The organism is Ensifer sp. ENS02 (genome assembly GCF_014851885.1).
Taxonomy (GTDB): domain Bacteria; phylum Pseudomonadota; class Alphaproteobacteria; order Rhizobiales; family Rhizobiaceae; genus Ensifer; species Ensifer adhaerens.
On sequence record NZ_JACVAO010000008.1, the window covers coordinates 50,740 to 76,227 of the forward strand.

The following is a 25,488-nucleotide window of genomic DNA, read 5'->3' on the forward strand; positions in this document are numbered from 1 at the left end:
AGAGTAACCTATGACGGTACATTTCATCGGCGCCGGCCCGGGAGCCGCAGACCTGATCACGGTGCGCGGTCGCGACCTGATCGGGCGCTGCCCGGTCTGCCTCTACGCCGGCTCGATCGTCTCGCCGGAGCTGCTGCAATATTGCCCGCCGGGCGCCCGCATTGTCGATACGGCACCTATGTCGCTCGACGAGATCGAGGCGGAGTATGTGAAGGCCGAAGCCGAAGGGCTCGACGTGGCGCGGCTTCATTCGGGCGACCTCTCGGTCTGGAGTGCTGTGGCCGAACAGATCCGCCGGCTCGAGAAGCATGGCATCGCCTATACGATGACGCCGGGCGTTCCTTCCTTTGCGGCGGCGGCTTCAGCGCTCGGTCGCGAACTGACCATTCCGGCGGTGGCCCAGAGCCTGGTGCTGACCCGCGTTTCGGGCCGCGCCTCGCCGATGCCGAACTCAGAAACGCTTTCCGCTTTCGGCGCTACGGGATCGACGCTGGCAATCCACCTTGCGATCCATGCGCTTCAGCAGGTAGTCGAGGAACTGACGCCGCTCTACGGTGCCGACTGCCCGGTCGCCATCGTCGTCAAGGCCTCCTGGCCGGACGAACGCGTGGTTCGCGGCACGCTCGGTGACATCGCCGCCAAGGTGGCGGAAGAGCCGATCGAGCGCACGGCGCTGATCTTCGTCGGTCCGGGGCTCGAAGCCTCTGATTTCCGTGAAAGCTCGCTCTACGATCCCGCCTATCAGCGGCGCTTCAGAGGGCGCGGCGAATAGGCCGCACTCCCTCGGGGTCGGCCTAAGTTTCCCGCTGAGAGGGTTTTGAAACCTATTCTGCCGGTTCTTCGCGCGGCGGCCGCTGCTTGAGCGGGACGCCGCGCTTTTCCTCGACGCGGTCGCGGTAGAGCGCTGCCTGTCCAAGCAGCATCAGCGTCACCGGCGTGGTGGCGACGACGAAGACGATGATCAGGATTTCGTGGAATACCCAGCGGCTCTGCAGCACGGCAAAGCAGATGATAGAGGCGGTGCAGATCATCAGTACGCCGCCGCTGGTCGCCAGCGTCGGTGCGTGCAGGCGCTCGTAGAAGCTGGTGAACCGGAGCAGGCCGACGGAGCCGATCAGCGCCACTGCGGCGCCGAGGACGGTGAGCCCGCAGATGAGAACGGCGGCCCAGACGGGAAGGTCGGTGAGGTGGCTCATTCGATGATCTCCCCGCGCATCAGGAACTTGCCGAAGGCGATCGACGAGACGAAGCCGATCAAAGCCACGATCAGGGCGGACTCGAAATAGAGCGAGTTGGCCGTGCGGATGCCGAAGGTCAACAGCATCAGCATGGCGTTGATATAGAGCGTGTCGAGGCCGAGGATGCGGTCCTGGGCGCGCGGTCCCCTCACCATGCGATAGAAGGCAAAAGCCATCGCCAGGCCGAGCATGATCTGGGCAATCAGGATCGACCAGATGATTGAAAGTTCCATCATCCGAATATCTCCTTCAGGGCGGTCTCATAGCGCTTGACCGTATCGAGCCAGATGTCCTCGTTCTCCATGTCGAGCACGTGGAAGAGCAGGGACTTGCGGCCGCGATCGTATTCGAGCCAGGCCGTTCCCGGCGTCGCTGTCATGACACAGGCAAGCAGCGCCAGGGCGTTTTCGTCTTCCAGATCGAGATCGATGGTCAGGAAGCCCGAGTTCGGCGGTCGGCGCTGGCCACGCAGGATGACGGCGATGACGGCGATGTTCGAGCGGATCACGTCGACGGCGACGGCAAGGCCGAAGCGCACGATCAACAGAACCCGGCGCGGGTGCGAGCGCACGAGGCCAAGCTTCAGCGTCACCCAGCCAAGACCGGTTGCCAGTACCGTCCCCATCAGGAAGGTGCCGGGCGCAACCGACTGATTGAGCAGGAGCCAGATGATGAGCAGCCCGACGGAGAGCAGGGGATAGGGGAGCCAGGTACGCATCGCCTATTGCCCTCCCGCCCGCGGCGCTGAGAGCACCCGTTCCGTATAACCCGCAGGATCGAACAGCGAATCCGCTGTTGCCTGCATGTAGCGCATCGCCGGCCCGGCCTGCACGCTTAAGAAGATGCAGGCAGCGAGCAACACGACGACGGGGGTGATCTCGATGACCACGACGCGCGGCACGGTGTTTTCGATCGACGCCCAGAAGGTGCGGATGCCGACGCGGTTCATAGCGATCATCGCGGCGAGACCGGAAACGATCAGCAGCGTGACATAGGTCCAGTCGGCGGCGGAGACCGCCGGGGTGGCTTCCGCTCCCGACAGGCCGAAGAGACCGCCGAGGATCGCGAACTTGGCGACGAAGCCGGAGAGCGGCGGCAGGCCGGCAAGCAAGAGGGCGCAAAGGCAGAAGCAGAGGCCGAGGATCGCCATCGTGCCGGGGATCGCCGAGCCGACTTCTTCTTCCTCCTCGTCCTCGTCGGCGTCGCCGTAGGCTTCCATCGTCACCGCCAGAACGTCGGCGCCGGCGTCACGTCCGCGCTCGACCAGTTCGATCAGCAGGAAGAAGGCGGCGATCGTCAGTGTCGAGCTGACGAGGTAAAAGAGCGCACCGGCGATCATGCTTGGGTGGCCGAGGCCGATGGCGGCGAGCAGGGTGCCGGAGGAGACCAGCACCGAATAGGCGGCGAGGCGGCCCATGGCCTGCGATGCGAGCACGCCGATGGCGCCGAAGGCGATCGTCAGCAGGCCGCCGGCAAGCAGGATCGGTTGGCCGAAACCGGCAGACGCGCCGGCACTGGCGCCGAAGACCAGCAGCGACAGCCTGAGGATGACATAGATGCCGACCTTGGTGAGGATCGCAAAGACGGCGGCGACCGGCGGCGTCGCGGCTGCATAGGCCGTCGGCAGCCAGAAGCTCAAGGGCCACATGCCGGCCTTCACCAGGAAGGCGACGCCGAGCACGCCGGCACCGACCTCGACCATCTGGCGATCCTCCGGCGAGAGCGTCGCCAGCTTCATGGAGAGATCAGCCATGTTGAGCGTGCCGGTCGCGCCATAGATCAGGCTGACGCCGATCAGGAAGAGCGAGGAGGCGGCGAGGTTGATCGCGACATAGTGCAGGCCGGCCTTGACGCGCAGCGGCCCGGAGCCGTGCAGCAGCAGCCCGTAGGACGCCGCCAGCATGATCTCGAAAAAGACGAAGAGGTTGAAAAGGTCACCGGTCAGGAACGAGCCGTTGAGGCCGGCGATCAAGAGCTGGAACAGCGAATGGAAATGATGGCCCGCGGTGTGCCAGCGCGCGATCGAATAGGCCTGGGCGGCAAGCGCCAGTCCGCTCGTCAGGCACAGCATCAGTGCCGAAAGGCGGTCGAGCACCAGCACGATGCCGAAAGGGGCGGGCCAGTTGCCGAGCTGATAGACGCCGTTGCCTGCGGGCGCCCCATCCATCGAGGCGATCCGCATCAGCACGATCGAGAGGATGAAGAGCGCGAGCGTCGAAACGAAGCTCAGCACACCCTTGAGCGAGCGGTTGCGCTCGTCGATCGGGATCATCGCGGCGCCGACCATCAGCGGCAGCAGGATCGGCAGGATCAGCAGGTGGTGCATCCAGTTAGTCATGGCGCTGCTCCCTGCCGTCGACGTGGTCGGTGCCGGTGAAGCCGCGCGAGGCGAGCAGCACGACGAGGAAGAGCGCGGTCATGGCAAAGCCGATGACGATCGCTGTCAGCACCAGGGCTTGCGGCACCGGATCGGTGAAGCGGCTGAGATCGCCGACACCGCCTGGCTCCAGCACCGGCGGCGCGTTCACGCGAAGGCGCCCCATGCCGAAGATGAAGAGATTGACCGCATAGGAGAGCAGCGAGAGGCCGATGATCACCTGGTAGGTGCGCGGGCGCAAAAGCAGGTAGACGCCTGATGCCGTAAGCACGCCGATTGCGGCAGAGAGAATGATCTCCATCAGCGTGCCTCCTTTCGCATGGCGCGTGCATGGGCTCGCGGCGCGCGGATCGACTGGTGGGCGAGCGCGATGAGGATCAGCACGGTTGCGCCGAGCACCAGCGAGAAGACACCGAGATCGAAGAACAGGGCGCTGGCCAGAGGAAACTTGCCGATGATCGGCAGCGTCACGTATTGCGAATGCGATGTCAGGAACGGATAGCCGAAGAACCAGGAGCCGATGCCGGTCGCAGCGGCCACCAGAAGCCCGATGCTCATCCAGCGCAGCGGATGGATGCGCAGGCGCTCCTCGACCCAGCGGGTTCCGCCGGACATGTATTGCAGGATGAAGCCGATCGACATGGCGATGCCGGCAGCAAAGCCTCCGCCCGGCAGGTCATGGCCACGCAGGAAGAGGTAGGCTGCGAGCATGCCGATGACCGGGAACATCCAACGCATGATCACCGATGGCACGAACAGGTATTCAGCCACGCTGTCACCCTTGTTGCGATCCGGGTGATCGTCGTCGAAGGCGTTCTGGACGCGCTGCTGTTCCGGAGCCTCCAGGCTGTCGGCCTGCGGGCGGAAGCGCAGCAGCAGGGCGAAGACGGTAAGCGCGACGATCGCCAGCACCGCGATCTCGCCGAGCGTGTCGAAGCCGCGGAAGTCGACGAGGATGACGTTGACGACATTGGTGCCGCCGCCTTCCTTGTAGGCGCGCTCGAGGAAGTAGCTCGCGATCGTGTCAGGCATGGGCCGGGTCATGATCGTATAGGCGATCAGCGCCACGCCGCCGCCGGCGACGACCGCCAGCAGGAAGTCACGCAGGCGCCGGAAGCGGACCTTCAGCGACAAGAGCTCGGTTTCCTCGGTGTCCTCGATGCGCTTCGGCAGCCATCGCAGGCCGAGCAGGATCAGCACCGTCGTGACGATCTCCACGAGGAGCTGTGTTACCGCCAGATCCGGCGCCGAAAGCCAGACGAAGGTGAGGCAGGTGGTGAGCCCGGCGCCGCCGAGCAGCACGAGTGCCGCCAGCCGGTGGAACTTCGCCAGGATCGCAGCACCGATCGCACAAGCGATGCCGACCGCCCAGAGGAGGGCAAAGGCCGGATCGATGCTGCGCACGAGAAGCGGCGGCAGCTCGAAATGATTGAGAAGCAGCGGCAGCGCGCCGGCGGCGATCGCGATGAAGACGAGGAAGCGCATCTGCGGCTGCAGCCGCCGCGTGCCGAGGCGCTGCTCCAGCGAACGCGCCCATTTCCAGGAGAGCGTTACCAGCACGCGCTCGAAGATGCGCTGGCCGTGCAGCAGGCGGAAGATCGGTGGCCCCTCGACGCTGGTGGCGAGGTAGTTGCGCATGAGGAAGTAGAGACCGATGCCGCCGGCAAGAGCGACGAAGCTCATGATCAGCGGCAGGTTCCAGCCGTGCCAGACGGAAAGGCTGTAATAGGGCGTGTTGGCGCCGAGAATGGAGACGACAGCCGTGTGCAGGAACGGGCCGATGGTGATCGCCGGAATGATGCCGACGACGAGGCAGGCGAGCACCAGGAACTCGATCGGCACACGCATCCAGCGCGGCGGCTCGTGCGGCACCTTGGGCAGGTCCTCCGGCGTCTTGCCGAAGAAGACGCTGTGGATGAAGCGCAGCGAATAGGTAACGGCAAACATGCCGGCGAGCGTCGCGACATAGGGCGTCATCGTATCGAGAATGTTGGCCTGGTGCGTTTCGATCGCTTCGGCGAAGAACATTTCCTTCGAGATGAAGCCGTTCAAGAGTGGTACGCCAGCCATGGCCGCGCTCGCGACCATGGCGAGCACCGCCGTTCCAGGCATGTACCTGATCAGCCCTCCGAGCTTGCGCATGTCGCGCGTTCCGGTCTCGTGGTCGATGATGCCGGCCGCCATGAACAGCGACGCCTTGAAGGTCGCGTGGTTGACGATGTGGAAGACCGCGGCGACCGCGGCCAGCGGGCTGCCTAGGCTCAGGAGCACGGTGATCAGGCCGAGATGGCTGATAGTGGAATAGGCGAGCAGGCCCTTGAGGTCCTGCTGGAAGATGGCGAAATAGGCGCCGAGCAGCAGCGTCGAAAGACCGGCAAGGCCAACGATCCAGAACCAGGCCTCGGTGCCGGCCATGACCGGCCAGAGGCGCGCCAACAGGAAGACGCCGGCCTTCACCATGGTTGCCGAATGCAAATAGGCTGAAACCGGCGTCGGCGCCGACATGGCGTGCGGCAGCCAGAAATGGAACGGGAACTGCGCGCTCTTCGTCAGCGCGCCGAGCAGCACCAGGATCAGTACCGGCATGTAGAGCGGCGAGTTGCGGATGAGGTCGCCGGAAGCGAGCACCACGTCGAGATCGTAGCTGCCGACGATGCGACCCATCAGCAGAAGGCCGACGAGCATGCAGAGGCCACCGGTGCCGGTCACGGTCAGCGCCATGCGGGCGCCGTCACGGGCGTGGGCATTGTGGTGCCAGTAGCCGATCAATAGGAAGGAGACGATGCTCGTCAGTTCCCAGAAGACGGCGAGCAGGATGAGATTGCCTGATAGCACGACGCCGAGCATCGAGCCCATGAAGGCGAGGAACAGCGACAGGAAGCGCGGCACCGGGTCTTCCGCGGCCATATAGTAGCGGGCGTAAAGCACCACGAGCACGCCGATCGCGGTTACCAGGACCGTGAAGAGCCAGGCGAAGCCGTCCATCCGGAGCGTGAAGTTGAGGCCGAGTTCCGGCAGCCAGGCGATGTCATAGCGCAGGACGCCGCCCGAGGTGACGAAGGGATAGAGGCCGGCGGCGACGAGGAAACAAAGGAGCGCGATCGCTCCTGCAAACCAGGCTGTCGCACCGCGCTGATCGGGCGGAAAGAAGATTGCAAGGAGGCTTCCCACAAATGGGGCGAGAATGAAGACAGAAAGCAATTTTCCCGCGTATTCGATCGTACCGTTCCCTTCGTTCGGGTTCATGGAGAGCGGGCACCCGAGCGCCGTGCTTTCCAAAAGAATGCACAAGGGACGCACCAGGATTTTGATTCTAGAGCATCTTTTCCGCTTTCAGTGGTTCCACTTGAAGCGGGACACTCTAGAGGCCCGAAAGGGCGGTCGCATCAGCGACTGCCGCAGGTGATGCCGCCATTCCCAAGAATGTGGAGGCAGGCAATTGTTTTTATGGCGATTCGCGGCAGGGCTGCCAAGCCTCAAGCCTGCGAAAAATGCACGCACCTGCGCTTTTTAGCTGTGGCCGAAGCCTCTCAGGCTGCCAGCCACCGACGCTCGAAGGCGAAGGTCGCAAGGTCGTTGGCGCTCATGGGCCGCGCGAAAGCATAACCTTGCAGCCCATGGCAGCCGAGTTCCTTCAGGATGGCCGCGTGTTCGAGGGTCTCGACGCCTTCGGCGATCACTTCGATGCCGAGCGACGTACCGATGTCGATGATGGACTCGACCAGACGCTTTTCGGCTGGGGATTTGAGGATCGGCAGGACGAGCTGGCGGTCGATCTTCAAGCGCCGCGGCGTCAGCTTCAACAGGCTGACGATGGATGCATAGCCCGTGCCGAAATCGTCGATCTCGATGGCGATGCCGAGTTCCTTGATCCGGCGGATGTTCGACAGGACCGTCATGTCGCTTTCGTCGAAGGAGATCGACTCCAACAGTTCAAACGACAGGCGGCCGGCCGGGATCTGCAACTGTTCCAGGCGCTCGATCAGATTTTCGTCGTGAAGCCGGGCATAGGAGAGATTGACAGAGACTTTGGGGATACGAATGCCGCTTGCTTCCCAGCGATAGATCTGGAACAGCGCCTGCTCCAGGATCGCCTGGTCGATCGCGGCCACGACGTTGATGTCTTCGGCCGTCTTCAGGAACGTGTGCGGGCCGAGCAGGCCCTTGGTGGGATGGTCCCAGCGCGCCAGCGCCTCGACGCCGATGATGTCGAGCGAGCGCGGGCAGAACTGCGGCTGGAAATGCGCGATGAATTCGTTGTGTTCGAGCCCGCGCAGGATCTCGTCGGCCGTCTGCTTGGTCTTGAAGACGGCCGTCTTCAGTTCGCCGGTAAAGATCTCGTGGCGGTTGCGGCCGCGGCGCTTGGCTTCATAGAGCGCGATGTCGGCGTTGACGAGCACGTGCGACAGCTCTTCGCTCGTCTGGCTTTGGGCGGCGATGCCGATGCTGACGCCGATGCGGCACTCCTGGTCCTTGTAGCGGACGGGCACGCTCATCGCCTCGATGATGCGTGACGCCAGCCGGGCATCCGGCTCGATGCCTCCATCCTGGCGGACGAGCACGAATTCGTCGCCGCCGATGCGGGCGACGAAGTCCTTTTCGTCGGCATTGCCGCGCAGAAGCTCGGCGGCATGCCGCAGGATCTCGTCACCCGCCGCGTGGCCGAGCGTATCGTTGATCTGCTTGAAGCGGTCGAGGTCCATGTGGAAGATGCTGAGTTTCGCCTCCCGCGCGAAATGCCGGTCGCGATCGGCCAGGACCTGGTCGAGGAAACGCCGGTTTGGCAGGCCGGTCAGCGGATCGTGCAGCGCGTTGAACTCCATGCGATGGCGCGCCGCTTCGAGTTCGACGCTGTGCGCCTCGGCCGTGCGCTTGGCTTCGAAAAGCGTTTCGCGGGTTTCGAAGTCGGCGGTCACGTCCCAGTTGACCCCGACGATCTTCCTGTGCCCGTCGGCGCCGATATAGAAGGAGCCGTTGGCCCGGATGTGGCGCGTGCTGCCGTCGGGCAGGCGAACGCGGAAGTCGGAATTGTAGGCGAGCCCGGATTCCAGCGCCTCGGAAAATTCCCGCTCGGCGCGGTCGAGGTCGTCCGGGTGCAGCGCGTCCTTCCAGTCGTCATAGGCCTGACGCAACGACGTCTTTTGCCCATAGAGTTCCTTGGTCCGCTCGTCCCAGAGCAGCTTCTTGCTGGCGATGTCGAGTTCCCAAATGCCGATCTGGGAGGAGTCGAGCGCGATCTTCAGCCGATGGGACAGTTCCTGGAGCTGCACCTTGCTGTATCTGAGCGCACGAATGTTGCCTTGCCGCTCGCTCAAGAGGCGCCCGGTCAACACCATCGGCAGGATGATCATCAGTCCGCCGATGACGATGAGGCCGCGGATGAGCCAGGCGTTGCCCGCCGTCGTCGGCCAACCGCCCTTCGGAACGGCTGCGATATGCCAGGAACCGCCGGGTAGGAGCACGGTCATTTCGACCGGCGAGCCACGGAAAATATTGGCGTCGCCGTAAAAGACCGGACCTTGCGCGCCTGTGCCGTCCTGACCGGCAATGGCGACGTCTATGCCGAGTTCATCGGAAGAAAGGCCGCTGTCGCGATAGAGCCGGTCCACGTCGATGATGGCCGAGACGATGCCCCAGAAGCGGTTGCTGCCGCCGCCGGCGTCGATCGATACGGGGAAGCGGCCGATCAGCCCTTTGCCGCCCTGGACGAGATCGACAGGCCCGGCAAGCACCATTTGGCCGGTGTCCTTTACGCGCATGACGGCGGCGCGCTGCGCTTCGTTCCGGCGGTAGTCGAGGCCGAGTGCGCGGCGATTTTGTTCGAGCGGGTAGACGAGCGAGACGATCAGATTGGGCGCAGCCGCGATGCTGCGCAATTGCGAGCGCTCGGTGAAGACGCTGCGCGACAGCGCGGCGAAGCGCTGCTGATCCATTGCCGGCTCGGTGACCAGCGTGCCGATCAGCCCGCGCACGAGCTGGATGTTGCCGTTGACGTTGGCCTCGAGCTTGGAGCGGATGGGATTGAGTTCCTCGGCGACGCGCGCGCGCTGGCGCGCCTCGTCGACCACCTGGTTCTGGTTGTCCGCAAGGATGCCAGCGACCAGAACCACGAAGGCGGCAATGATCGCCGGAAGATAGCTCGGCGTCAAAACCCTGGAGAGCCTCTTCATCCCGAGGTTGAAAGCATGTCTGGCAGGCACGAAACACCCCGGCGGCACGCGAATGGCTATGTCTTGAGCCGGATAATCCCAAAAGGGTCTTAATAAACCTTGTTTTAGGTTCCGCTTTTATTCCTTCGCGTCTCAGTCACCTTTGTGCTCGGGCAGCTTCTTGTGCTTGGTTTCTGCAAGGTCTTCGAGTTCACCTTCACTCATGGATTTCTCCATTTCGCGCGAGGCGCCCTTGAGGCTGGATTTCTTGACGTCGCCGCGCTTGGCGGCAAGGGCAGCGCCGGCTGCACGCTGTTGCGCTTTCGACTTGGCTGGCATGGCACATCGCCTTTCGGTTGGTTGCCCTGGCCAACGCGAGGCAGCGCCGGATGTTCCGCGAAGCTAGGTATTCTCCCGCGCCTCGATCATCGCCTGCAGCGTCTCCAGCCGGTCGGCGTCACGCGGCAGCTTGTCCTGTCTCAGGCGCGCGATGCGCGGGAAGCGCATGGCGACGCCCGACTTGTGCCGGCTCGAGCGGTTGATACCCTCGAAGGCGACCTCGACGACGAAACCGAAATCGGGCTCGGCCCTGACGGCGCGCACCGGCCCGAAGCGCTCGGTCGTATTGTCCCGGACGAAACGGTCGAGAATTTCCAGTTCGGCGTCGGTGAAGCCGAAATAGGCCTTGCCGACCGGTACCAGCGTTTCCTTTCCGTCGATGTCGGTCCAGACGCCGAAGGTGTAATCGGAGTAGTAGCTCGAGCGCTTGCCGTGGCCGCGCTGGGCATACATCAGCACCGCATCGATGTTGAAGGGCGCGCGCTTCCACTTGAACCACGGGCCTTTGACGCGGCCGGGCGTATAGGGCGAATCCAGCCGTTTCAGCATGATGCCCTCGATCACCGGATCGGGCGGGTCGGCGCGCAGGCTGTCGAGTTCTTGCCAGGACGCGAAGGGCACCAGCGGCGACAGGTCGAAATGCTGCGGCGAGGCGCGCTCGACGACGTCGGCGAGCCGCGCGCGTCGTTCGACGAAACCCAGTGGGCGAACGTCCTCTTCGCCTGAGAAGAGAATGTCATAGGCGCGGACGAAGGCCGGATAGGTCTCGATGAGCTTAGGGCTGACTGTCTTGCGGTTCAGCCGTTGCTGCAGGTCGGCGAAAGTTCGGGTTGCGCGGTTGGTGCGCGCGGTGCCGCCGACGAGCAGTTCGCCATCGATCACCCCGGTGAAGTCGGCGGCCTCCAGGACGTCGGGAAAGGCGCCGGAAATCTCGTCGCCACTGCGGGAATAGAGCCGGCGCACGCCGCCGATATTGGCAAGCTGCACGCGGATCCCGTCCCACTTCCATTCGGCAGCGAAGTCCTTGGGGTCGAGCCCGTCGAGATCGCCGTCGCCGACAGGATTGGCGAGCATGACCGAATGAAAGACGGCCGGCGTCGAAAGCTCGGGCTTTTCCGCCTCGCCCGAAAGCCAGCGGAAGAGCGGCAGATAGGGCGGCGACAGGCCGTGCCAGAGGGTCTCGATCTCGGCGACGTCCTTGCCGCCCATGTCGGCGAGCGCCTGCTTGGCGAGCTTCGCCGATACCCCGATGCGAAGGCCGCCCGTCACAAGTTTGAGGAAGGCGAAGCGCGCCGACGTATCCAATCGGTCGAGCATGTCGCGAACGACGCCGCGCACATCGGCCCGTCCGGTCCTTTGCAGACGCTCGATCGCCTCGCCAATCGGAATGTCCGCCTCTACGGTGCCGACAGGCGGCTCCCAGACGAGCGACACCGTTTCGGCGAGGTCACCGACATAGTCGTAGGAATACTGGAAAAGCACCGCGTCCATGCGTTCGAGCAAGAGATCGCGGATCATCGCCGGCTTGACGGTGTTGAGCGACAGTGTGCCGGCGATCGCCGCGAGCGCATAGCCGCGATCCGGGTCCGGCGCGGTCCGGAAGTAATCGACAAGCAGGCGGATCTTGGCATTGCGCTGCGGGCTGAGGACGAGGCGGTCGAGCAGTTCGGCGAAGGCGCGCATCTCGTCACTCTCCCTCGTCGTCGTAGCCGACGAGGTGAAGCGGGCGGGCGGCGATGCCCTTGAGCTCGCACCAGCGCACCAGCGCTTCTTCGCGTCCGTGCGTGACCCAGACCTCGGCCGGCGCGATCTCGGTGATCGTTGCCGTCAGTTCGGCCCAGTCACAATGGTCGGAGATGATCAATGGCAGCTCGACGCCCCGCTGTTTCGCTCGTTGCCGGATCAACATCCAGCCGGAAGCGAAACTGGCAATCGGGTCGGAGAAGCGCCGCGACCAGCGATCGGCGAAGGCGGCGGGCGGGCCGATCACGATCGTGCCCCTGAAATCCTGCTTTTCGTCGGCGGCAAGCGTTGCCGGGCGCAGGTCGCCGAGGTCGATGCCCTGGCTCTGATAGTAGTCGCACAGCCGTTGCAGGGCGCCATGGATGAAGATCGGCTGGTGATACCCCCCTTCGCGCAGAAGTGCGATCACCCGCTGCGCCTTGCCGAGCGCATAGGCACCGACCACGTGGGTGCGCTCGGGAAACTGGGCGAGCGACGTCAGCAATTTGCGGGTTTCCGCGCGATCGTCCGGGTGGTGGAAGACCGGCAGGCCGAAGGTGGCTTCGGTGATAAAGACATCGCAGGCGACCGGCTCGAAGCCGGCGCAGGTCGGATCCCGTCGCCGCTTGTAGTCGCCAGACGCGACGATGCGCACGCCGTTTGCACGAACGGAGATCTGCGCCGAGCCGAGTACATGACCGGCCGGATGGAAGCCCACGTCGACGCCATTGACGACAAGGGGTTCACCGAGGCTGATCGCCTGGCTCGTGCCGCAGAAGTCGTCGCCGTAGCGGATGCGCATGATGTCGAGGGTCTCGCGGGTGGCGAGCACGTGGCCGTGCCCCGCGCGGGCATGGTCGGAATGGCCGTGTGTGATCAGCGCCCTTTCGACCGGTTGAACCGGGTCGATGTAGAAGTCACCGATCGGGCAATAGAGGCCTTTGGGGGCGGGGTAGAGCAGGGCGTCCGGTTTCATGGACTGAAAGATAGCCGGCGAATGCGCATTCGCCAGCCGTCTTGTTCAAGTTTTTCAAGGCGCAACATTTGCTGCGCCTCGATGAGGTTCAGCCGGGCAGAACCAGCGTGTCGATAATGAGCTTCAGCGTGCGGGCGGCATCGATGTCGATGCAGGCCTTCTGGCTCGGCAGATCGTCCCAGGGGCTTGGCGGGAACAAACGGTTGTCGGGGCTCTGGATCGTCTGGCCGTCGGCAATGCCGCCGCAGACGACACGGATCGATCCGCTCCTGACGGTGAAGAGGTCGGGCGCCACGACATAGGCGCAGGCGCAGCTGTCATGCACGACCATGCCGTCGGGCACGTGCTGCTCGTAGAAGGTGACGTAGAATTTTGAGATATCGGCAAGCAGCTTGCCGGCGTCGCCGCCGCGTTCGGCGATATCGGCGATCATCGCCTTGGTCATCACGGTCTGGGTGGTGACGTCGAGGCCAACGACGGTGACCGGCCAGGGCGCCGTCATGACGACGTCGGCAGCTTCCGGGTCGCCGTGGATGTTGGCCTCGGCAGCCGGCGTGATGTTGCCGTTGACGTCGAAGGCGCCACCCATGATGACGACTTCGCGCACGAGCGCTGCGAAATCGGGATCCTCGCGCAGTGCCAGCGCCAGGTTGGTCATGCGGCCAACGGCGATCAGCGTCACTTCGCCGGGATGGGCGCGAACGGTGTCGATGATGAAGCGGTGCGCCGGGCGCGGATCGACCGGCAGGTCGACCGTCTCGGGCACGTCGATGTTGCCGAGGCCATCGTCACCGTGGATGAAGGTCGGCCAGCCGACATGCGGGCGGTCGGGATTGAAAGTCTTGTCGAGACCCTTGGCGACGGGCGCACCGATGCCCCAACGCTGCTTCAGGAACAGCGCGTTGCGGGTAGTGGTTTCGACCGAGGCGTTGCCGAATACGGTGGTAATGCCGATCAGGTCGATGGCCGGGTGACGGTGCAGGAAAAGCAGCGCCATTGCATCGTCGATGCCCGGATCCGTATCAAAGATGACTTTATGCATTCTCGTTCTTCTTTTCTTGTTCTTGTGTTTGACGGCTCGCAATGGAGGCAAGATGGCCGCGAATGTCAATCGCCCTCCGGGTTGACGCGGGGAGCGACCGCGCCTCTGGCCATGGTTTCCATGGGAACATCACCAACCGGACGAGCATGGCAAGCTTTGCGTGTGGATGGGAACGGCTCATCCAGTCAACCGGGAGGTAATGTCATGCATCGGCTGGTCCTTGTTTCCATGATCGTCGTCACCGCGGCAACGTCGTTTGCCGCTCCCTCCTTTGCCCAAAGCGCCGGTGGCAAGGGCCGCGGCGGCGGTGGCGGCGGACACGGTTCTTCCGACAGCAGCGACTGGTATGCCGGTATCGGTTCCTTCACCCATGCCAACGACAGCTACAGCCGGCGGCGCCCCAAGGTCATCCTGACGAAGTCGGGCGCCTATTGCGTCGAAAACCGCCGGTGGATCGATGCCTCGGGCAAGGCGCATCTTTCGCCGCGAGTGCCGCGACCGGATCGATATCGCCGTCGACTGATCGGCGTGCACGCTTCAGACAGGAGGCCGGCGCACAATCACCGGCCTCCTGTCTGTTGATCTGCCACCCGCCGGTGTCTTGCGGGTTGCCGGCAGATCGCTACCGCAATTTAAACTTTCCGAAAGGTCGCGCGCCTAATGTTGTGCTGCCCGTTCCGGGCTTTTTTGCAATTTCTGGATATGATGGCGGAGTCCACGCTCGTGAAGGCTATCCTCGGCAAGATCAGGCCATCAAAGAGACTGCTTGTCATTCTCACGGCGGCTTTCGGTGTTTCCGCCGCTTCGGGCGGTGCTGCCGTCTATGTCAGCCGCGATGCACTCATGGCGGAACTTTCCAAGCCGAAGGTTTCGGGCCTCGAGTGCACGACCATTCGCACGCTGAAGCTCGGCCATAACGGCCAGCGCTGGATCCGCATGCACGTCAAGACCGACCGCGCCGACGGCCAGGCGCGCATGCGCACGGCGTTGCGCGTCGTGGGCGCCCTGGCGAAGGCCGAGCGGGCAGATCTCTATCAGGTCGTCGTGCTCGATTCCGCCGGTCCCGAAAACCGGGCTGACGTGCGCGGTGCGGCGATCGGTGCGGAGGTGCTCTTCGCCCCCGGTCCGCAGAGCGTTCCGGGCATGAGCGAGACGTTTCGGGCGTTCTACAATGACGGCACGGCAAATTCTGTCGGCGTCTTCCATGGCAAGACCGTCGACCTTTCGATGGACGACATCCGCACGATGATGGCGGCCATGGACGACCATTCGCCATGCATCGACCCGTCGGCCGCACCGGCCGATGGCGTGGGCGCCGAGGGCGGCGCCGGTGAGCAGGAGGCCAAGCCGGCCGAGACCGCCGAAGCGCCTGCGGACCACTAGGCCCGGGTTACGTTCGGTAATCCGTTCTTTCTGAGAATTGAAAAAAGGCCCGGCGCGTGAGCGGCGGGCCTTCGTGTTCGTGGGTTTTGCGACCTTGATCAGTCAGCCTTCTGCCGGCGGGCCGGGAAGAGGATGACGTCGCGGATCGACGGTGCGTTGGTGAGCAGCATGATCAGGCGGTCGACGCCGATGCCGAGGCCACCGGCCGGCGGCATGCCCTGGTCGATCGCGTCAAGGAACTCGTCGTCGAGCTGCTTGGCCTTTTCGCCGCGGGCGTGCGCCTGCTCGAGCTGCTCGACCATGCGGGCGCGCTGCTCTTCCGGATCGTTGAGTTCCGAGAAGGCGTTGCCCAGTTCCCAGGCGTTGCAATAGGTCTCGAAACGTTCGACGAGGCGCGGTTCGCCCGGCACTTCCTTGGCAAAGGGCGAGATGTCCTTCGGGAAATGCGTGACGTGGGCCGGCTGGATCAGCGTGCCTTCGACCTTCTCTTCGAAGATGAAGGCGAGGCACTCGCCCCAGGTCCAGTCCTTCTCGACCTCGAAGCCGGCAGCCTTGGCGGCAGCGCGGGCTTCTTCGTCGGTCTTCATCGCCAGGAAGTCGATGCCGGTCGCTTCCTTGACAGCGTCGGGCATCGGCACGCGGCGGAACGGACCCTTGAAGGAGATTTCCTTGTCGCCATAGGCAAACTCGGTCGAGCCGTGGATCGCCATGGCAAGCTCACCGAACAGCCGCTCGACGAGGTCCATGATGTCCTCGTAGTCGGCATAGGCCCAGTAGCACTCCATCATGGTGAATTCCGGATTGTGCCGGGTGGAGACGCCTTCGTTACGGAAGTTGCGGTTGATCTCGAAGACCTTGTCGGTGAGGCCCGAAACCAGCGTGCGCTTCAGGTACAGTTCCGGCGCGATGCGCAGGAACATGTCGAGCTTCAGCGTGTTGTGATGCGTCTTGAACGGCTCGGCGGTGGCGCCGCCGTAGACCGAGTGCAGCATCGGCGTTTCGACTTCCATGAAGCCGTCGTTTTCCATGAAGCGGCGGATGCCCGAGACGATCTTGCTGCGCTGCTGGAAGCGCAGCTTCGATTCCTCGTTGGTCATGATGTCGAGGTGGCGCTTGCGGTAGCGGATCTCGATGTCGGAGAGGCCGTGCCACTTTTCGGGCATCGGCAGCAGCGACTTCGTCAGCATGGTGATTGCCTGGGCGTTGATCGTCAGCTCACCACGCTTGGTGCGGCGAACGACGCCGGTCACGCCGATGATGTCGCCAATGTCGATCATCGGCAGTAGCGCGCGGGCGTCTTCCGGCGTGGTGTCCTTATGGCTGAAGATCTGGATCTTGCCGGAGGCGTCATGGATGTCCATGAACATGCCGGAGTTGCGCGAGGAATAGACGCGGCCGGCAACGGTCACGACATCCTGGGTCTCGGTATCCGGCTCCAGGCCTTCGTACTTGGCAGTCAACTCGGCATTGCTCATCGTCCGGTGGAAATGCGCCGGATAGACGTCGCCGATCTGCTCGCGCAAAAGCTTCAGCTTCTGTGCGCGCACTTCCGTGGCGTCGGAGGAGAGGCCAGTGGTCTCGGTCTTGTCGTTCATCGTGCTCTCCTTACTTTCCGCTGCCGACCAGGGAGGCGACCACCTGGGACGCGACCTTGAGACGCTGGCGGACCACGGCGCGGCCGAGGATTTCCATGCTGTCGAACAGCGGCAGCGAGCGCTGCGAGCCGGATACAGACACGAAGAGCGGCGCCAGGATCACCTTCAGCTTCTTGCCCATGCGCTCGGCGACCGCGCGCAGTTCGGCTTCGATCGATTCCTTGTTCCATTCGAGGATCTTTTCAAGGTCCGGCTGAACGGTGTTGAGGATCTCGAGCAGTTCTTCGGGCGTCGACTTGACGCCGGCGAAGGCTTCGGGCTTGAGGCCGAGGTCGGACTTCAAAAGGAAGCTTGCGAGATCAGGCAGTTCGCCGAGCTTCGAAATGCGCGACTGGCTGAGCTTCAGGCCCTGTTTCAGGCGGTCGTTTTCCATGGCCCAGGCAAGGACGCGGGCACCGAATTCTTCTTCCGAAAGCTTCTCGCGGATCCAGCGGGCGTTCAGCCAGTCGAGCTTCTGGATGTCGAAGATCGCGCCGGCCTTGGAGAGGTTCTCCGAGTCGAACTTTGCAGCCAGTTCCTCGATCGTCAGCAACTCCTCGCCTTCGGCGATCTGGATGAAGAACAGGCCGAGGAAGTTCATCAGCGCTTCCGGCAGATAGCCAAGCGCCGTGTAGTACGAGATCGACGTCGGGTTCTTGCGCTTCGACAGCTTCGACTTGTCGGCATTGCGCATCAGCGACAGGTGCATGAAGACCGGCGGCTCGAGGCCGAGATAGCGGTAGATCAGGATGTGCTTCGGCACGGAGGCCAGCCACTCCTCGCCGCGGGCGACATGGGTGATCTTCATCAGGTGGTCGTCGACGACGTTGGCCATGTGGTAGGTCGGCATGCCGTCGGCCTTCAAGAGGACCTGCATGTCGACGGCATCCCACGGAATTTCCACGTCGCCATAGACGCCGTCAGTAAACTTGCACGAGCCCTCGGTCGGGATCTTCATGCGCACGACATGCGGCTCGCCGGCGGCAACGCGCGAGGTCACTTCTTCGGCGGACAGGTGGAGACACAGGCCGTCGTACTTCGACGGCTTGCCGGCGGCGCGCTGGCTCTCGCGCATCTGCTCGAGCCGCTCGGGCGTGCAGAAGCAGCGGAAGCCGTGACCATTCTCGACGATCTTCTCGACGTAGGGGCGGTACATGTCCTTGCGGTCGCTCTGGCGGTAGGGACCATAGGGACCACCGACATCAGGACCTTCCGACCATTCGAGCCCGCACCATTTCAACGCGTCCAGCACCTTCTGTTCGAACTCGGGCGTCGAGCGGGTGGCATCGGTGTCTTCGATGCGCAGGATGAACTCGCCGCCGTGCTTCTTTGCGAAGAGGTAGTTGAACAGAGCGATGTAGGCGGTGCCGACATGCGGCTCGCCGGTGGGGGAGGGTGCGATGCGTACCCGGACTGCTGAATTTGCCATGGTCTTTGCCCGTCTGACGTGCTTTTCGCCCCTTGCCGGAGAAGAAACCGGCCGCCGGGGGCGCGCATTTTATGGGAAGGAAAGGCCCGCAAGGGTGCCGCAACAACGGTATCGGCAGGCTATTCCAATAGGCTCGCGTGAGACCATAGAACGCCGATCATGTCAACGGAAACCCGATCACGCCGGTTTTTGTTGACACTGCCGCCAGCGGGCGTTAATGAACCAAAAGGTTATTTAACTGAAAGGTTTTTTAGAAAATGCCGGAAGATCGCTTGTCGACGACGCTCTCAGCCCTGGCCGATCCAACGCGAAGGGCCATTCTCGCCCGCCTCGCACTTGGAGAGGCCTCGGTCGGCGAGCTGGCGGAGCCCTTCGAAATGAGCCTGCCGGCAGTCTCCAAGCATCTCAAGGTTCTCGAGCGCGCCGGGCTGATCAGCCGTGGCCGCGAAGCGCAGTGGCGACCATGCAAGCTTGAAGCCGCCCCGCTGAAGGACGTCAACAGCTGGCTCGATGGCTATCGTCGCTTCTGGGAGCAGAAGTTCGACCGTCTCGACGCCTATCTGCAGGAACTCCAGCATATCGACCCCGGTGCCGGCAAGAACTGATCGCCGCCCCGTCTTCCGTCCTTGGCCGTTCTGCGCTAAGCAGGGACGTCGAAAAAGGCAGGACCGGATAAGGTAAGCCCGGTCCCTTCGGTTTTCTAAACGAAGCTCTGCTCGAACGTCCCGTTCGAACCCGCGACGTGGTTCCGATGCAATCGCATCGGTCCGCGGCGGGGTGTATGCAATCGACGCAGTCCGCCGCGTTTCTCGAACTCGGAGACTGTAAACATGCGACTGAACCATATCGACCTCTATAGCCCTGTCGTTGCCGAAACGGCGTCCTTCCTCATCGATCATTTCGGCCTGACGCTGGTCGAAAAACGCGGCAAGGATGCCTTTTTCCGCCTGACGGACGGTTCCGGCCTGGTGCTCGTCGTCAGCCCGCCGATCACTGCGCTCGGCGGCGGCGATCAGGTCAGCCTCGGGACCCAGACCTACCACATCGGCTTTTTGCTGCCGGTGCGGGCCGACGTCGACGATGCCTATCAGCGGGTGCTTGGATCCGGCGCCCAGGTGATCCCGCCTGCCGATCGGCACGGCGCCTATGTTTTCTACGTAGTGATACCCGGCAACATTCTGGTCGAGGTCGGCCATCGCCCGGATGTTTGAGCGGCTGAAACCGGATCGGAACGTTTCCTGAGGAGATGCGTTGTCCAACCAGAAGGCGTGGGGACTGGCCCCGGCAAGCTTGGCGGAAAGAGGAAACGACCCCGTTTGTCTTGCCGCCGATGGCTCGCGGTTGACGGCCGGTCAGCCGGGCTCCGCGTCTTCCAGAACTCCCGCAAGCAGAAGGCCCGCATCTTGGATGCGGGCCTTTCTCATGACGGGATTGTTTTCGGCCCGGCGCGTCAGTCGAGCTTTCCGGCCTTCCTCAGGCGCGCATTGCGCGCGACCATGTTGAGGATTTCGACGAGCGCCGAGAAGGCCATGGCGGCGTAGATGTAACCCTTCGGCACATGCAGGCCCATGCCTTCGGCGATCAGTGTCGTGCCGATCATCAGCAGGAAGGCGAGCGCCAGCATGACGATCGTCGGGTTCTTCTCGATGAAGTTGGCGAGCGGGTTGGCGGCAACGAGCATGACCGTGACGGCGGCGATGACGGCGATGACCATGATCGGCAGGTGCGGTGTCATGCCGACGGCGGTGATGATGCTGTCGACGGAGAAGACGAGGTCGAGCAAAAGGATCTGGGCGATCGCGGCGCCGAAGCTGTTGATCGCCGAGGAGGCGATAAAGTCCTCGCCGTGATCGGCCGGATCGACATTGTGGTGGATTTCCTTGGTCGCCTTCCAGACGAGGAACAGGCCGCCGGCAATGAGGATCATGTCCTTCCAGGAGAAGCCGTGGCCGAAGGCCTCGAACACCGGCGTCGTCAGCTTGACGATCCAGGCAACCGTGCCGAGCAGCGCAAGGCGCATGACGAGGGCAAGGGCGATACCGATGCGCCGGGCCTTTTCGCGATGCTCGACAGGCAGCTTGTTGGTGAGGATCGAGATGAAGATCAGGTTGTCGATGCCGAGAACCACCTCCATGACGACCAGGGTGACGAGGGCGACCCAGGCGGCGGGGTCTTGAGCAAGCAACAGGATATCCTGCATCGGCGATCTTTCTCTTTCAGCACTTCAAAAGTTCCACAGCGCCGCGCGTCCGATGGACGCGCGGCGCTGTGGGGGATGGCGCGTCGACGCGCAAGAATCGCCGAAAGTATTTAAGAAACATTGCGGAAGAGACAAGCGCCGCTGCCCGATTGCAGCGGCGCTTTACCGTTTACGATTTGACAGGAATCCACATTTCGACCACGCCCATGCCCGAATGCGGGTCAAAGCGCGCATCATAGCGTTCGATGAGGTCGGGCGTTTCTCCATGCTGCAGTCCGGATTCGGGCAGCCATGTGCCGAAGACGTAGTCGGCGGTTTTGGCGATCGCGGAGATGTGCCCGCGATGCAGAAAGACGGCGTAGCGCTGCTTCGGCAGCCGTAGCGTCGAAAAGCCTTCCGCCAGGTCGTCGGCGTCGCTGATTTCGGCCGCCGCCATGTAGCGGAAGGTGCCAGCCTCGCCGTTGCTGTCGGTGCACACACCGTAGGCGATGTCGCCTCTCTGTCCGGGTATCGCGCCGAAATGGCGATTGAACCGTTGCCAGAGCGACGGGATGCCTTCGGTGCGGCCGTAGGTGTAGGTTTCCGAAAGGCCGGCCAGAAGCAATGGCGGGCTGTCTTCGAAGCGGGGCGGGTCGATCTTGAGAAGGCGAGTATCGTCCATTCTTAAAGGCTCCATCAGCTCGATGTTTCGAATGTGCCTTTGCTTGCGAACCGTTTCGGGTGTCACGCCGAACTGGTCGCGAAAGGCACGGGTGAAAGCCTCGTGCGAGCTGTAGCCCGCATCGAGTGCCACCGAGAGAATGCTGATGGAGCCATCGGCAAGCGCGCTGGCGGCATCGCTGAGACGCCGTCCGCGGATATAGGCGGTGATCGAGCGGCCGGTGACCAGCCCGAAAACGCGCGAAAGATGGAAGCGCGAAAGGCCCGCGGCCCCGGCGATTTCATCCAGCGATATCTCTTTTGCGAAATGGCTCTCGATGAACCAGACCGCCCGTCCGATGGCACTCATCTTCACTCCCCTGGCAACGCCCTTTTGATAGGGGCTCGGCTGAAGGCGCGCTTGATCGAAATTGCTCGATTGAAACGCAGGAGGGCTGAAGGAGGTTCGGCGTCAGTCCGCCTATTTCTTCTTCTTCGGACCGTAGGCGGACATGAAGACGCGGACGGCGGCGGTCACTGTCGCCTCGATCTGTTCTTTCGGCGGTGCCGAACACATGCCGCCGAAAAGCCGGTGCTTGAAGAGGCCGGCTTGGGCCATCTCGATAAACTGGCGGGCGGCCATTTCTGTGTTGTCGATGTCGAGCACGCCGGTCGGGACCTGGCGGTCGAGATAGGCCTTGAGCACAGTGTAGCCGTTCTCCGGTGCTTCGCTGAAGAAGCGTTCGGCCAGATGCGGCATGCGGTCGATCACCCCGATCACCATGCGCATGGAGCGGATCGTCTCTTCCGCCGTCATGCTCGTCGTCAGCGTCACGCCGAAATCGTAGAGTGATTCTTCGACGTCGTCGTGATCGTTGAGCGCGTGCTTGGCGGTCTGGACCACCCGGGTCTTGCCCTTGATGATCAGTGCCTTGAACAAGTCTTCCTTGTTCTCGAAATAGACGTAGAGCGTGCCCTTGGAGACGCCCGCCTCGCGGGTGATGTCGTTCATGCTGGCGGCATCGAAACCCTGGCTCAGGAACGCGCGTCGCGCGCCTTCGAGGATCTGTTCACGCTTGGCTGGATCCTCGCCGGCGGCGTGACGGCCGCCACCCGAACAGAGATCCTCATCCATGCCGGCTGCCGGCTGCATGACGTCCTGGGTTCCGTTCTTTGCCTCGCTCATGATGGTCGCTTGTTTCCGCCCTGCTCATATTAAATTTAAGTCATCGAACCACGCGGTTCGATTTCCTCTTGATATGCGACCAGAAAGGGCCTATGTCAAGTTCCAATCGAACCGAACGGTTCAGTTCGTTCAGCAATCCTTAACCAGGCCGGTGCCCAATGTCCGCATCCAACACGTCCAGCGCTGCCCGCGTCCGTCCCGTCGACGAGACTTTCGAAGTGCAGCAGGAAACCGCGCTTGAGGCGAAGGCGCCCGCTGCGGAGCAGGCGGTCGCGCCGGCTCCGGCAAAGGAAGCCGCTGCGCCGCAGAAGAAGGCGCGCAAGCCCATCCTTCCCGTACTCGGCCTGGCGCTTCTGGCTGCTGGTGCCTGGTATGGCTACGACTGGTGGACCAATGGCCGCTTCATGATCTCGACCGATGACGCCTATATCGAAGGCGACATCGCGACGATTTCGCCGAAGGTTTCCGGTTATGTCGCCAAGGTCGACGCCGTCGCCAACCAGAAGGTGAAGGCCGGCGACCCGCTGGTCACGCTCGATGACGGCGACTACCGCATCGCCGCCGAGCAGGCCGAGGCGAAGATTGCCACCCAGAAGCTTGCGCTCAGCCGCTTCGATGCGCAGATCGCCGGCGCCAAGGCGAGCCTTGCCCAGACCGAAGCGCAGAAGAAGGCTCTCGAAGCGACGGTGCGCGGCGCCGAGCTCGCGCAGAAGCGCGCGAGCGACCTCCAGTCCAAGGCCGTTGGCACCGTCGCTTCGCTCGATAACGCCGATGTGGCGCTCGACCAGGCACGGGCAAACCTTGCCGGGGCGGACGCCAACATCGCCGCCGCCAACGCCAGCATCACCGTTCTCGAAGCGCAGCGCACGGAAGCCGAAAGCGAGATCCGTTCGCTGGAGCTTGCGCGCGACAAGGCCAACCGCGACCTCGGCTTCACCGTGCTGAAGGCGCCCTATGACGGCATCGTCGGCAACGTCGCGGTGCAGGTCGGCGACCTCGTGTCGGCCGGCCAGCGGCTTGCCGCCCTGGTTCCGGTCGACCAGCTCTATATCGACGCCAACTTCAAGGAGACCCAGATCGCCCATCTGGTGCCGGGCTCCAAGGTGAAGGTGCATGTCGACGCCTATGAGGATCATGCGATCGAAGGCACGGTCGCCTCGATCTCGCCGGCCTCCGGTTCGGTCTTCTCGCTGCTGCCGGCGGAAAACGCCACCGGCAACTTCACCAAGGTGATCCAGCGCGTGCCGGTGCGCATCACCCTGCCGGCCGACGTGCTGGCTGAAGGTCACCTGCGCGCGGGCTTGAGCGTTGTCGTCGATGTCGACACGCGCACAGCGCCGGATCAGACCAAGGTTGCCGCGACCAAGTAAGCGGACGAAATGCCGGCGCGCCCTTGGGCGCGCCTTTTGTCGAGACCCTGGCGCTACGGAGCGCGGTAAAGTCCGGAACGCCGGCGCGGCGAAACGCGCATGTCCAGAACGCTGGCGCCCAAGCGCGCCCATGCAAGGAGTGGCTGAGATGGCCGCAACGGCAACAGCAGGCTCGGTGGCGGCCGCCGCACCGAAGGTCGAGGAACATATGGACCCGAAGAGGCTGATCGCCTTCTTCGCCATGGTCGTCGGCATGTTCATGGCCATCCTCGACATCCAGATCGTCTCGGCCTCGCTTGCCGAGATCCAGGCCGGCCTTTCGGCCGGTTCCGACGAGATCGGCTGGGTGCAGACCTCCTATCTCATTGCCGAAGTCATCATGATCCCGCTCTCGGGCACGCTGGCGCGCATCGTCTCGACGCGTGTGCTGTTCTCGGTTTCGGCGGCGGGCTTCACCGCGGCAAGCGCGCTTGCGGCGACCGCGACGAACATCGACCAGATGATCGTCTACCGCGCGATCCAGGGCTTCATCGGCGGCGGCATGATCCCGTCGGTCTTTGCGGCCGCCTTCACCATCTTCCCGCCGTCGAAGCGCAACATCGTCTCGCCGATCATCGGCCTGATCGCCACGCTTGCCCCGACGATCGGTCCGACGGTCGGCGGCTATCTCAGCCACGCCTTCTCCTGGCACTGGCTGTTCCTCGTCAACGTCATTCCCGGCATCATCGTTGCGACGCTCACCTGGACCTTCATCGACTTCGACAAGCCGGAGCTTGGCCTGTTCAAGAAGTTCGACTGGTGGGGTCTCGCCTCGATGGCGATCTTCCTCGGCGCGCTCGAATACGTGCTGGAAGAGGGCAACACCAACGACTGGTTCAACGACGAGCACATTGTCATCGGTGCCGTCGCTTCGGCGATTGCCGCCATCGTGTTCTTCTACCGCGCCTTCAAGGTGGAGTTCCCGGTTGTCGACCTCAGGGCTTTTGCCAACCGAAACTTCGCCTTCGGCTCGATGTTCTCCTTCGTGATGGGCATCGGCCTGTATGGTCTCACCTATCTTTATCCGCTCTATCTCGGCCGTATCCGCGGCTACGATTCGCTGATGATCGGCGAGACCATGTTCGTCTCGGGCCTTGCCATGTTCTTCACGGCGCCGGTTGCGGGTATTCTCTCGGGCAAGCTCGATCCGCGCGTGCTGATGACGATCGGCTTCACCAGCTTTGCAAGCGGCACCTGGATCATGGGGCACCTGACGGCCGACTGGGACTTCTACGAGCTGTTCATCCCGCAGATCCTGCGCGGCGTCGGGCTGATGCTGTGCATGGTGCCGATCAACAACATCGCGCTCGGCACCATGCCGCCGGCGCGCATGCGCGGCGCCTCGGGCCTGTTCAACCTGACCCGTAACCTCGGCGGCGCGGTGGGGCTCGCGGTTATCAACACGATCCTGACCCAGCGCCAGGACTTCCACTATGCCCGCCTTGCCGAGCATATCCAGTGGGGTAACCCGGAAGCCATGGAACGCTTCAACAACATGGCCGCCAACTTCAACGCCCATGGTCTCGACGGCACGACGATCGCGATCAAGCAGCTTGCGGGCATGGCGCAGAAGCAGGCGATCATCCTGTCCTTCGGCGACATTTTCATGCTGCTGACGGTGCTGTTCCTGTCGCTGATCCTCGGCGTCATGATGATCAAGAAGCCCGAGGGCGTCGGCCCTAGCGGCGGCGGTCACTAGCTCCCCCTCTTAAGCAGGACGCGACTCTCGGTTTACGCGAGCCGCGCCTTGCGGCACACTTCTGTC

23 protein-coding genes are annotated in these 25,488 nt (G+C 63.4%); 7 read left to right on the forward strand and 16 right to left on the reverse strand.

What is annotated here, in order from left to right; genetic code table 11:
* Positions 1 to 10: 10 nt before the first annotated feature.
* Positions 11 to 772 (forward strand): precorrin-4 C(11)-methyltransferase, encoded by a 762-nt coding sequence (gene cobM, locus IB262_RS17810; RefSeq protein ID WP_060517490.1) that lies wholly within the window; start codon positions 11 to 13, stop codon positions 770 to 772.
* 52 nt (positions 773 to 824) lie between these two features.
* Here cobM and mnhG read toward each other — a convergent pair whose 3' ends face one another.
* The 11 genes from mnhG to IB262_RS17865 form a co-directional block, all read right to left on the reverse strand.
* A complete protein-coding gene (gene mnhG, locus IB262_RS17815; RefSeq protein ID WP_112771886.1) occupies positions 825 to 1,196 on the reverse strand; it encodes a monovalent cation/H(+) antiporter subunit G in 372 nt (123 codons plus the stop codon).
* Entirely contained in the window at positions 1,193 to 1,474 is a 282-nt protein-coding gene (locus IB262_RS17820) for a K+/H+ antiporter subunit F (RefSeq protein WP_034787089.1), read from the reverse strand. The genes mnhG and IB262_RS17820 overlap by 4 nt, the downstream gene beginning before the upstream one ends.
* The gene (locus IB262_RS17825) at positions 1,471 to 1,956 is read right to left on the reverse strand and encodes a Na+/H+ antiporter subunit E (RefSeq protein WP_112976360.1); all 486 of its coding nucleotides are present in this window, start codon (positions 1,954 to 1,956) and stop codon (positions 1,471 to 1,473) included. Before IB262_RS17825 ends, IB262_RS17820 begins: the two co-directional genes overlap by 4 nt.
* A gap of 3 nt (positions 1,957 to 1,959) precedes the next feature.
* Positions 1,960 to 3,576 carry a monovalent cation/H+ antiporter subunit D gene (locus IB262_RS17830; protein ID WP_034787084.1) on the reverse strand — a complete coding sequence of 539 codons (1,617 nt, stop codon included), beginning with the start codon at positions 3,574 to 3,576 and terminating at the stop codon, positions 1,960 to 1,962.
* Positions 3,569 to 3,916 carry a Na+/H+ antiporter subunit C gene (locus IB262_RS17835; protein WP_034787081.1) on the reverse strand — a complete coding sequence of 116 codons (348 nt, stop codon included), beginning with the start codon at positions 3,914 to 3,916 and terminating at the stop codon, positions 3,569 to 3,571. Before IB262_RS17835 ends, IB262_RS17830 begins: the two co-directional genes overlap by 8 nt.
* Positions 3,916 to 6,834: a monovalent cation/H+ antiporter subunit A gene (locus IB262_RS17840; RefSeq protein WP_318841761.1), complete on the reverse strand. Its 2,919-nt coding sequence runs from the start codon at positions 6,832 to 6,834 to the stop codon at positions 3,916 to 3,918. Before IB262_RS17840 ends, IB262_RS17835 begins: the two co-directional genes overlap by 1 nt.
* A gap of 311 nt (positions 6,835 to 7,145) precedes the next feature.
* Positions 7,146 to 9,785 (reverse strand): EAL domain-containing protein, encoded by a 2,640-nt coding sequence (locus IB262_RS17845; RefSeq protein ID WP_113553367.1) that lies wholly within the window; start codon positions 9,783 to 9,785, stop codon positions 7,146 to 7,148.
* Between the two features lie 132 nt (positions 9,786 to 9,917).
* Complete coding sequence (locus tag IB262_RS17850) at positions 9,918 to 10,103, reverse strand: DUF3008 family protein (protein WP_034787077.1); 186 nt, start codon at positions 10,101 to 10,103, stop codon at positions 9,918 to 9,920.
* 63 nt (positions 10,104 to 10,166) lie between these two features.
* On the reverse strand, positions 10,167 to 11,786 hold the full coding sequence (locus IB262_RS17855; protein ID WP_192493721.1) for a cisplatin damage response ATP-dependent DNA ligase: 1,620 nt from the start codon (positions 11,784 to 11,786) through the stop codon (positions 10,167 to 10,169).
* 4 nt (positions 11,787 to 11,790) lie between these two features.
* Positions 11,791 to 12,801 (reverse strand): ligase-associated DNA damage response exonuclease, encoded by a 1,011-nt coding sequence (locus IB262_RS17860; protein WP_192493722.1) that lies wholly within the window; start codon positions 12,799 to 12,801, stop codon positions 11,791 to 11,793.
* An 88-nt stretch (positions 12,802 to 12,889) separates the two neighbouring features.
* Positions 12,890 to 13,843 carry a nucleoside hydrolase gene (locus tag IB262_RS17865; RefSeq protein ID WP_089044921.1) on the reverse strand — a complete coding sequence of 318 codons (954 nt, stop codon included), beginning with the start codon at positions 13,841 to 13,843 and terminating at the stop codon, positions 12,890 to 12,892.
* Between the two features lie 204 nt (positions 13,844 to 14,047).
* On the opposite strand from IB262_RS17865, the gene IB262_RS17870 reads away from it, so the two are divergent.
* Both IB262_RS17870 and IB262_RS17875 read left to right on the forward strand, forming a co-directional pair.
* Positions 14,048 to 14,425: a hypothetical protein gene (locus IB262_RS17870; RefSeq protein WP_192493723.1), complete on the forward strand. Its 378-nt coding sequence runs from the start codon at positions 14,048 to 14,050 to the stop codon at positions 14,423 to 14,425.
* Positions 14,426 to 14,566: 141 nt separating this feature from the next.
* Entirely contained in the window at positions 14,567 to 15,226 is a 660-nt protein-coding gene (locus IB262_RS17875; protein ID WP_192493740.1) for a hypothetical protein, read from the forward strand.
* Between the two features lie 98 nt (positions 15,227 to 15,324).
* Here the strand turns inward: IB262_RS17875 and lysS are convergent, their stop codons facing one another.
* Positions 15,325 to 16,821 carry a lysine--tRNA ligase gene (gene lysS / locus IB262_RS17880; protein ID WP_112976364.1) on the reverse strand — a complete coding sequence of 499 codons (1,497 nt, stop codon included), beginning with the start codon at positions 16,819 to 16,821 and terminating at the stop codon, positions 15,325 to 15,327.
* 10 nt (positions 16,822 to 16,831) lie between these two features.
* Entirely contained in the window at positions 16,832 to 18,289 is a 1,458-nt protein-coding gene (gene gltX, locus IB262_RS17885; RefSeq protein WP_112976365.1) for a glutamate--tRNA ligase, read from the reverse strand.
* A gap of 257 nt (positions 18,290 to 18,546) precedes the next feature.
* Between gltX and IB262_RS17890 the strand changes: the two genes are divergently transcribed.
* Both IB262_RS17890 and IB262_RS17895 read left to right on the forward strand, forming a co-directional pair.
* Complete coding sequence (locus IB262_RS17890; RefSeq protein ID WP_043618487.1) at positions 18,547 to 18,894, forward strand: metalloregulator ArsR/SmtB family transcription factor; 348 nt, start codon at positions 18,547 to 18,549, stop codon at positions 18,892 to 18,894.
* 225 nt (positions 18,895 to 19,119) lie between these two features.
* Positions 19,120 to 19,500, forward strand: a complete 381-nt coding sequence (locus IB262_RS17895; RefSeq protein WP_034787050.1) for a VOC family protein — start codon at positions 19,120 to 19,122, stop codon at positions 19,498 to 19,500.
* A gap of 239 nt (positions 19,501 to 19,739) precedes the next feature.
* On the opposite strand, the gene IB262_RS17900 is transcribed toward IB262_RS17895, so the two are convergent.
* The 3 genes from IB262_RS17900 to IB262_RS17910 form a co-directional block, all read right to left on the reverse strand.
* Positions 19,740 to 20,489, reverse strand: coding sequence for a TerC family protein (locus tag IB262_RS17900; protein ID WP_034787044.1), 750 nt, complete (start codon positions 20,487 to 20,489; stop codon positions 19,740 to 19,742).
* 169 nt (positions 20,490 to 20,658) lie between these two features.
* Positions 20,659 to 21,498, reverse strand: coding sequence for an AraC family transcriptional regulator (locus IB262_RS17905; protein ID WP_034787039.1), 840 nt, complete (start codon positions 21,496 to 21,498; stop codon positions 20,659 to 20,661).
* Between the two features lie 111 nt (positions 21,499 to 21,609).
* Positions 21,610 to 22,281, reverse strand: a complete 672-nt coding sequence (locus tag IB262_RS17910) for a TetR/AcrR family transcriptional regulator (protein ID WP_226020723.1) — start codon at positions 22,279 to 22,281, stop codon at positions 21,610 to 21,612.
* A gap of 191 nt (positions 22,282 to 22,472) precedes the next feature.
* On the opposite strand from IB262_RS17910, the gene IB262_RS17915 reads away from it, so the two are divergent.
* Complete coding sequence (locus tag IB262_RS17915) at positions 22,473 to 23,684, forward strand: HlyD family secretion protein (protein WP_034787034.1); 1,212 nt, start codon at positions 22,473 to 22,475, stop codon at positions 23,682 to 23,684.
* Between the two features lie 148 nt (positions 23,685 to 23,832).
* On the forward strand, positions 23,833 to 25,422 hold the full coding sequence (locus tag IB262_RS17920; protein WP_089044924.1) for a DHA2 family efflux MFS transporter permease subunit: 1,590 nt from the start codon (positions 23,833 to 23,835) through the stop codon (positions 25,420 to 25,422).
* Positions 25,423 to 25,488 lie beyond the last annotated feature (66 nt).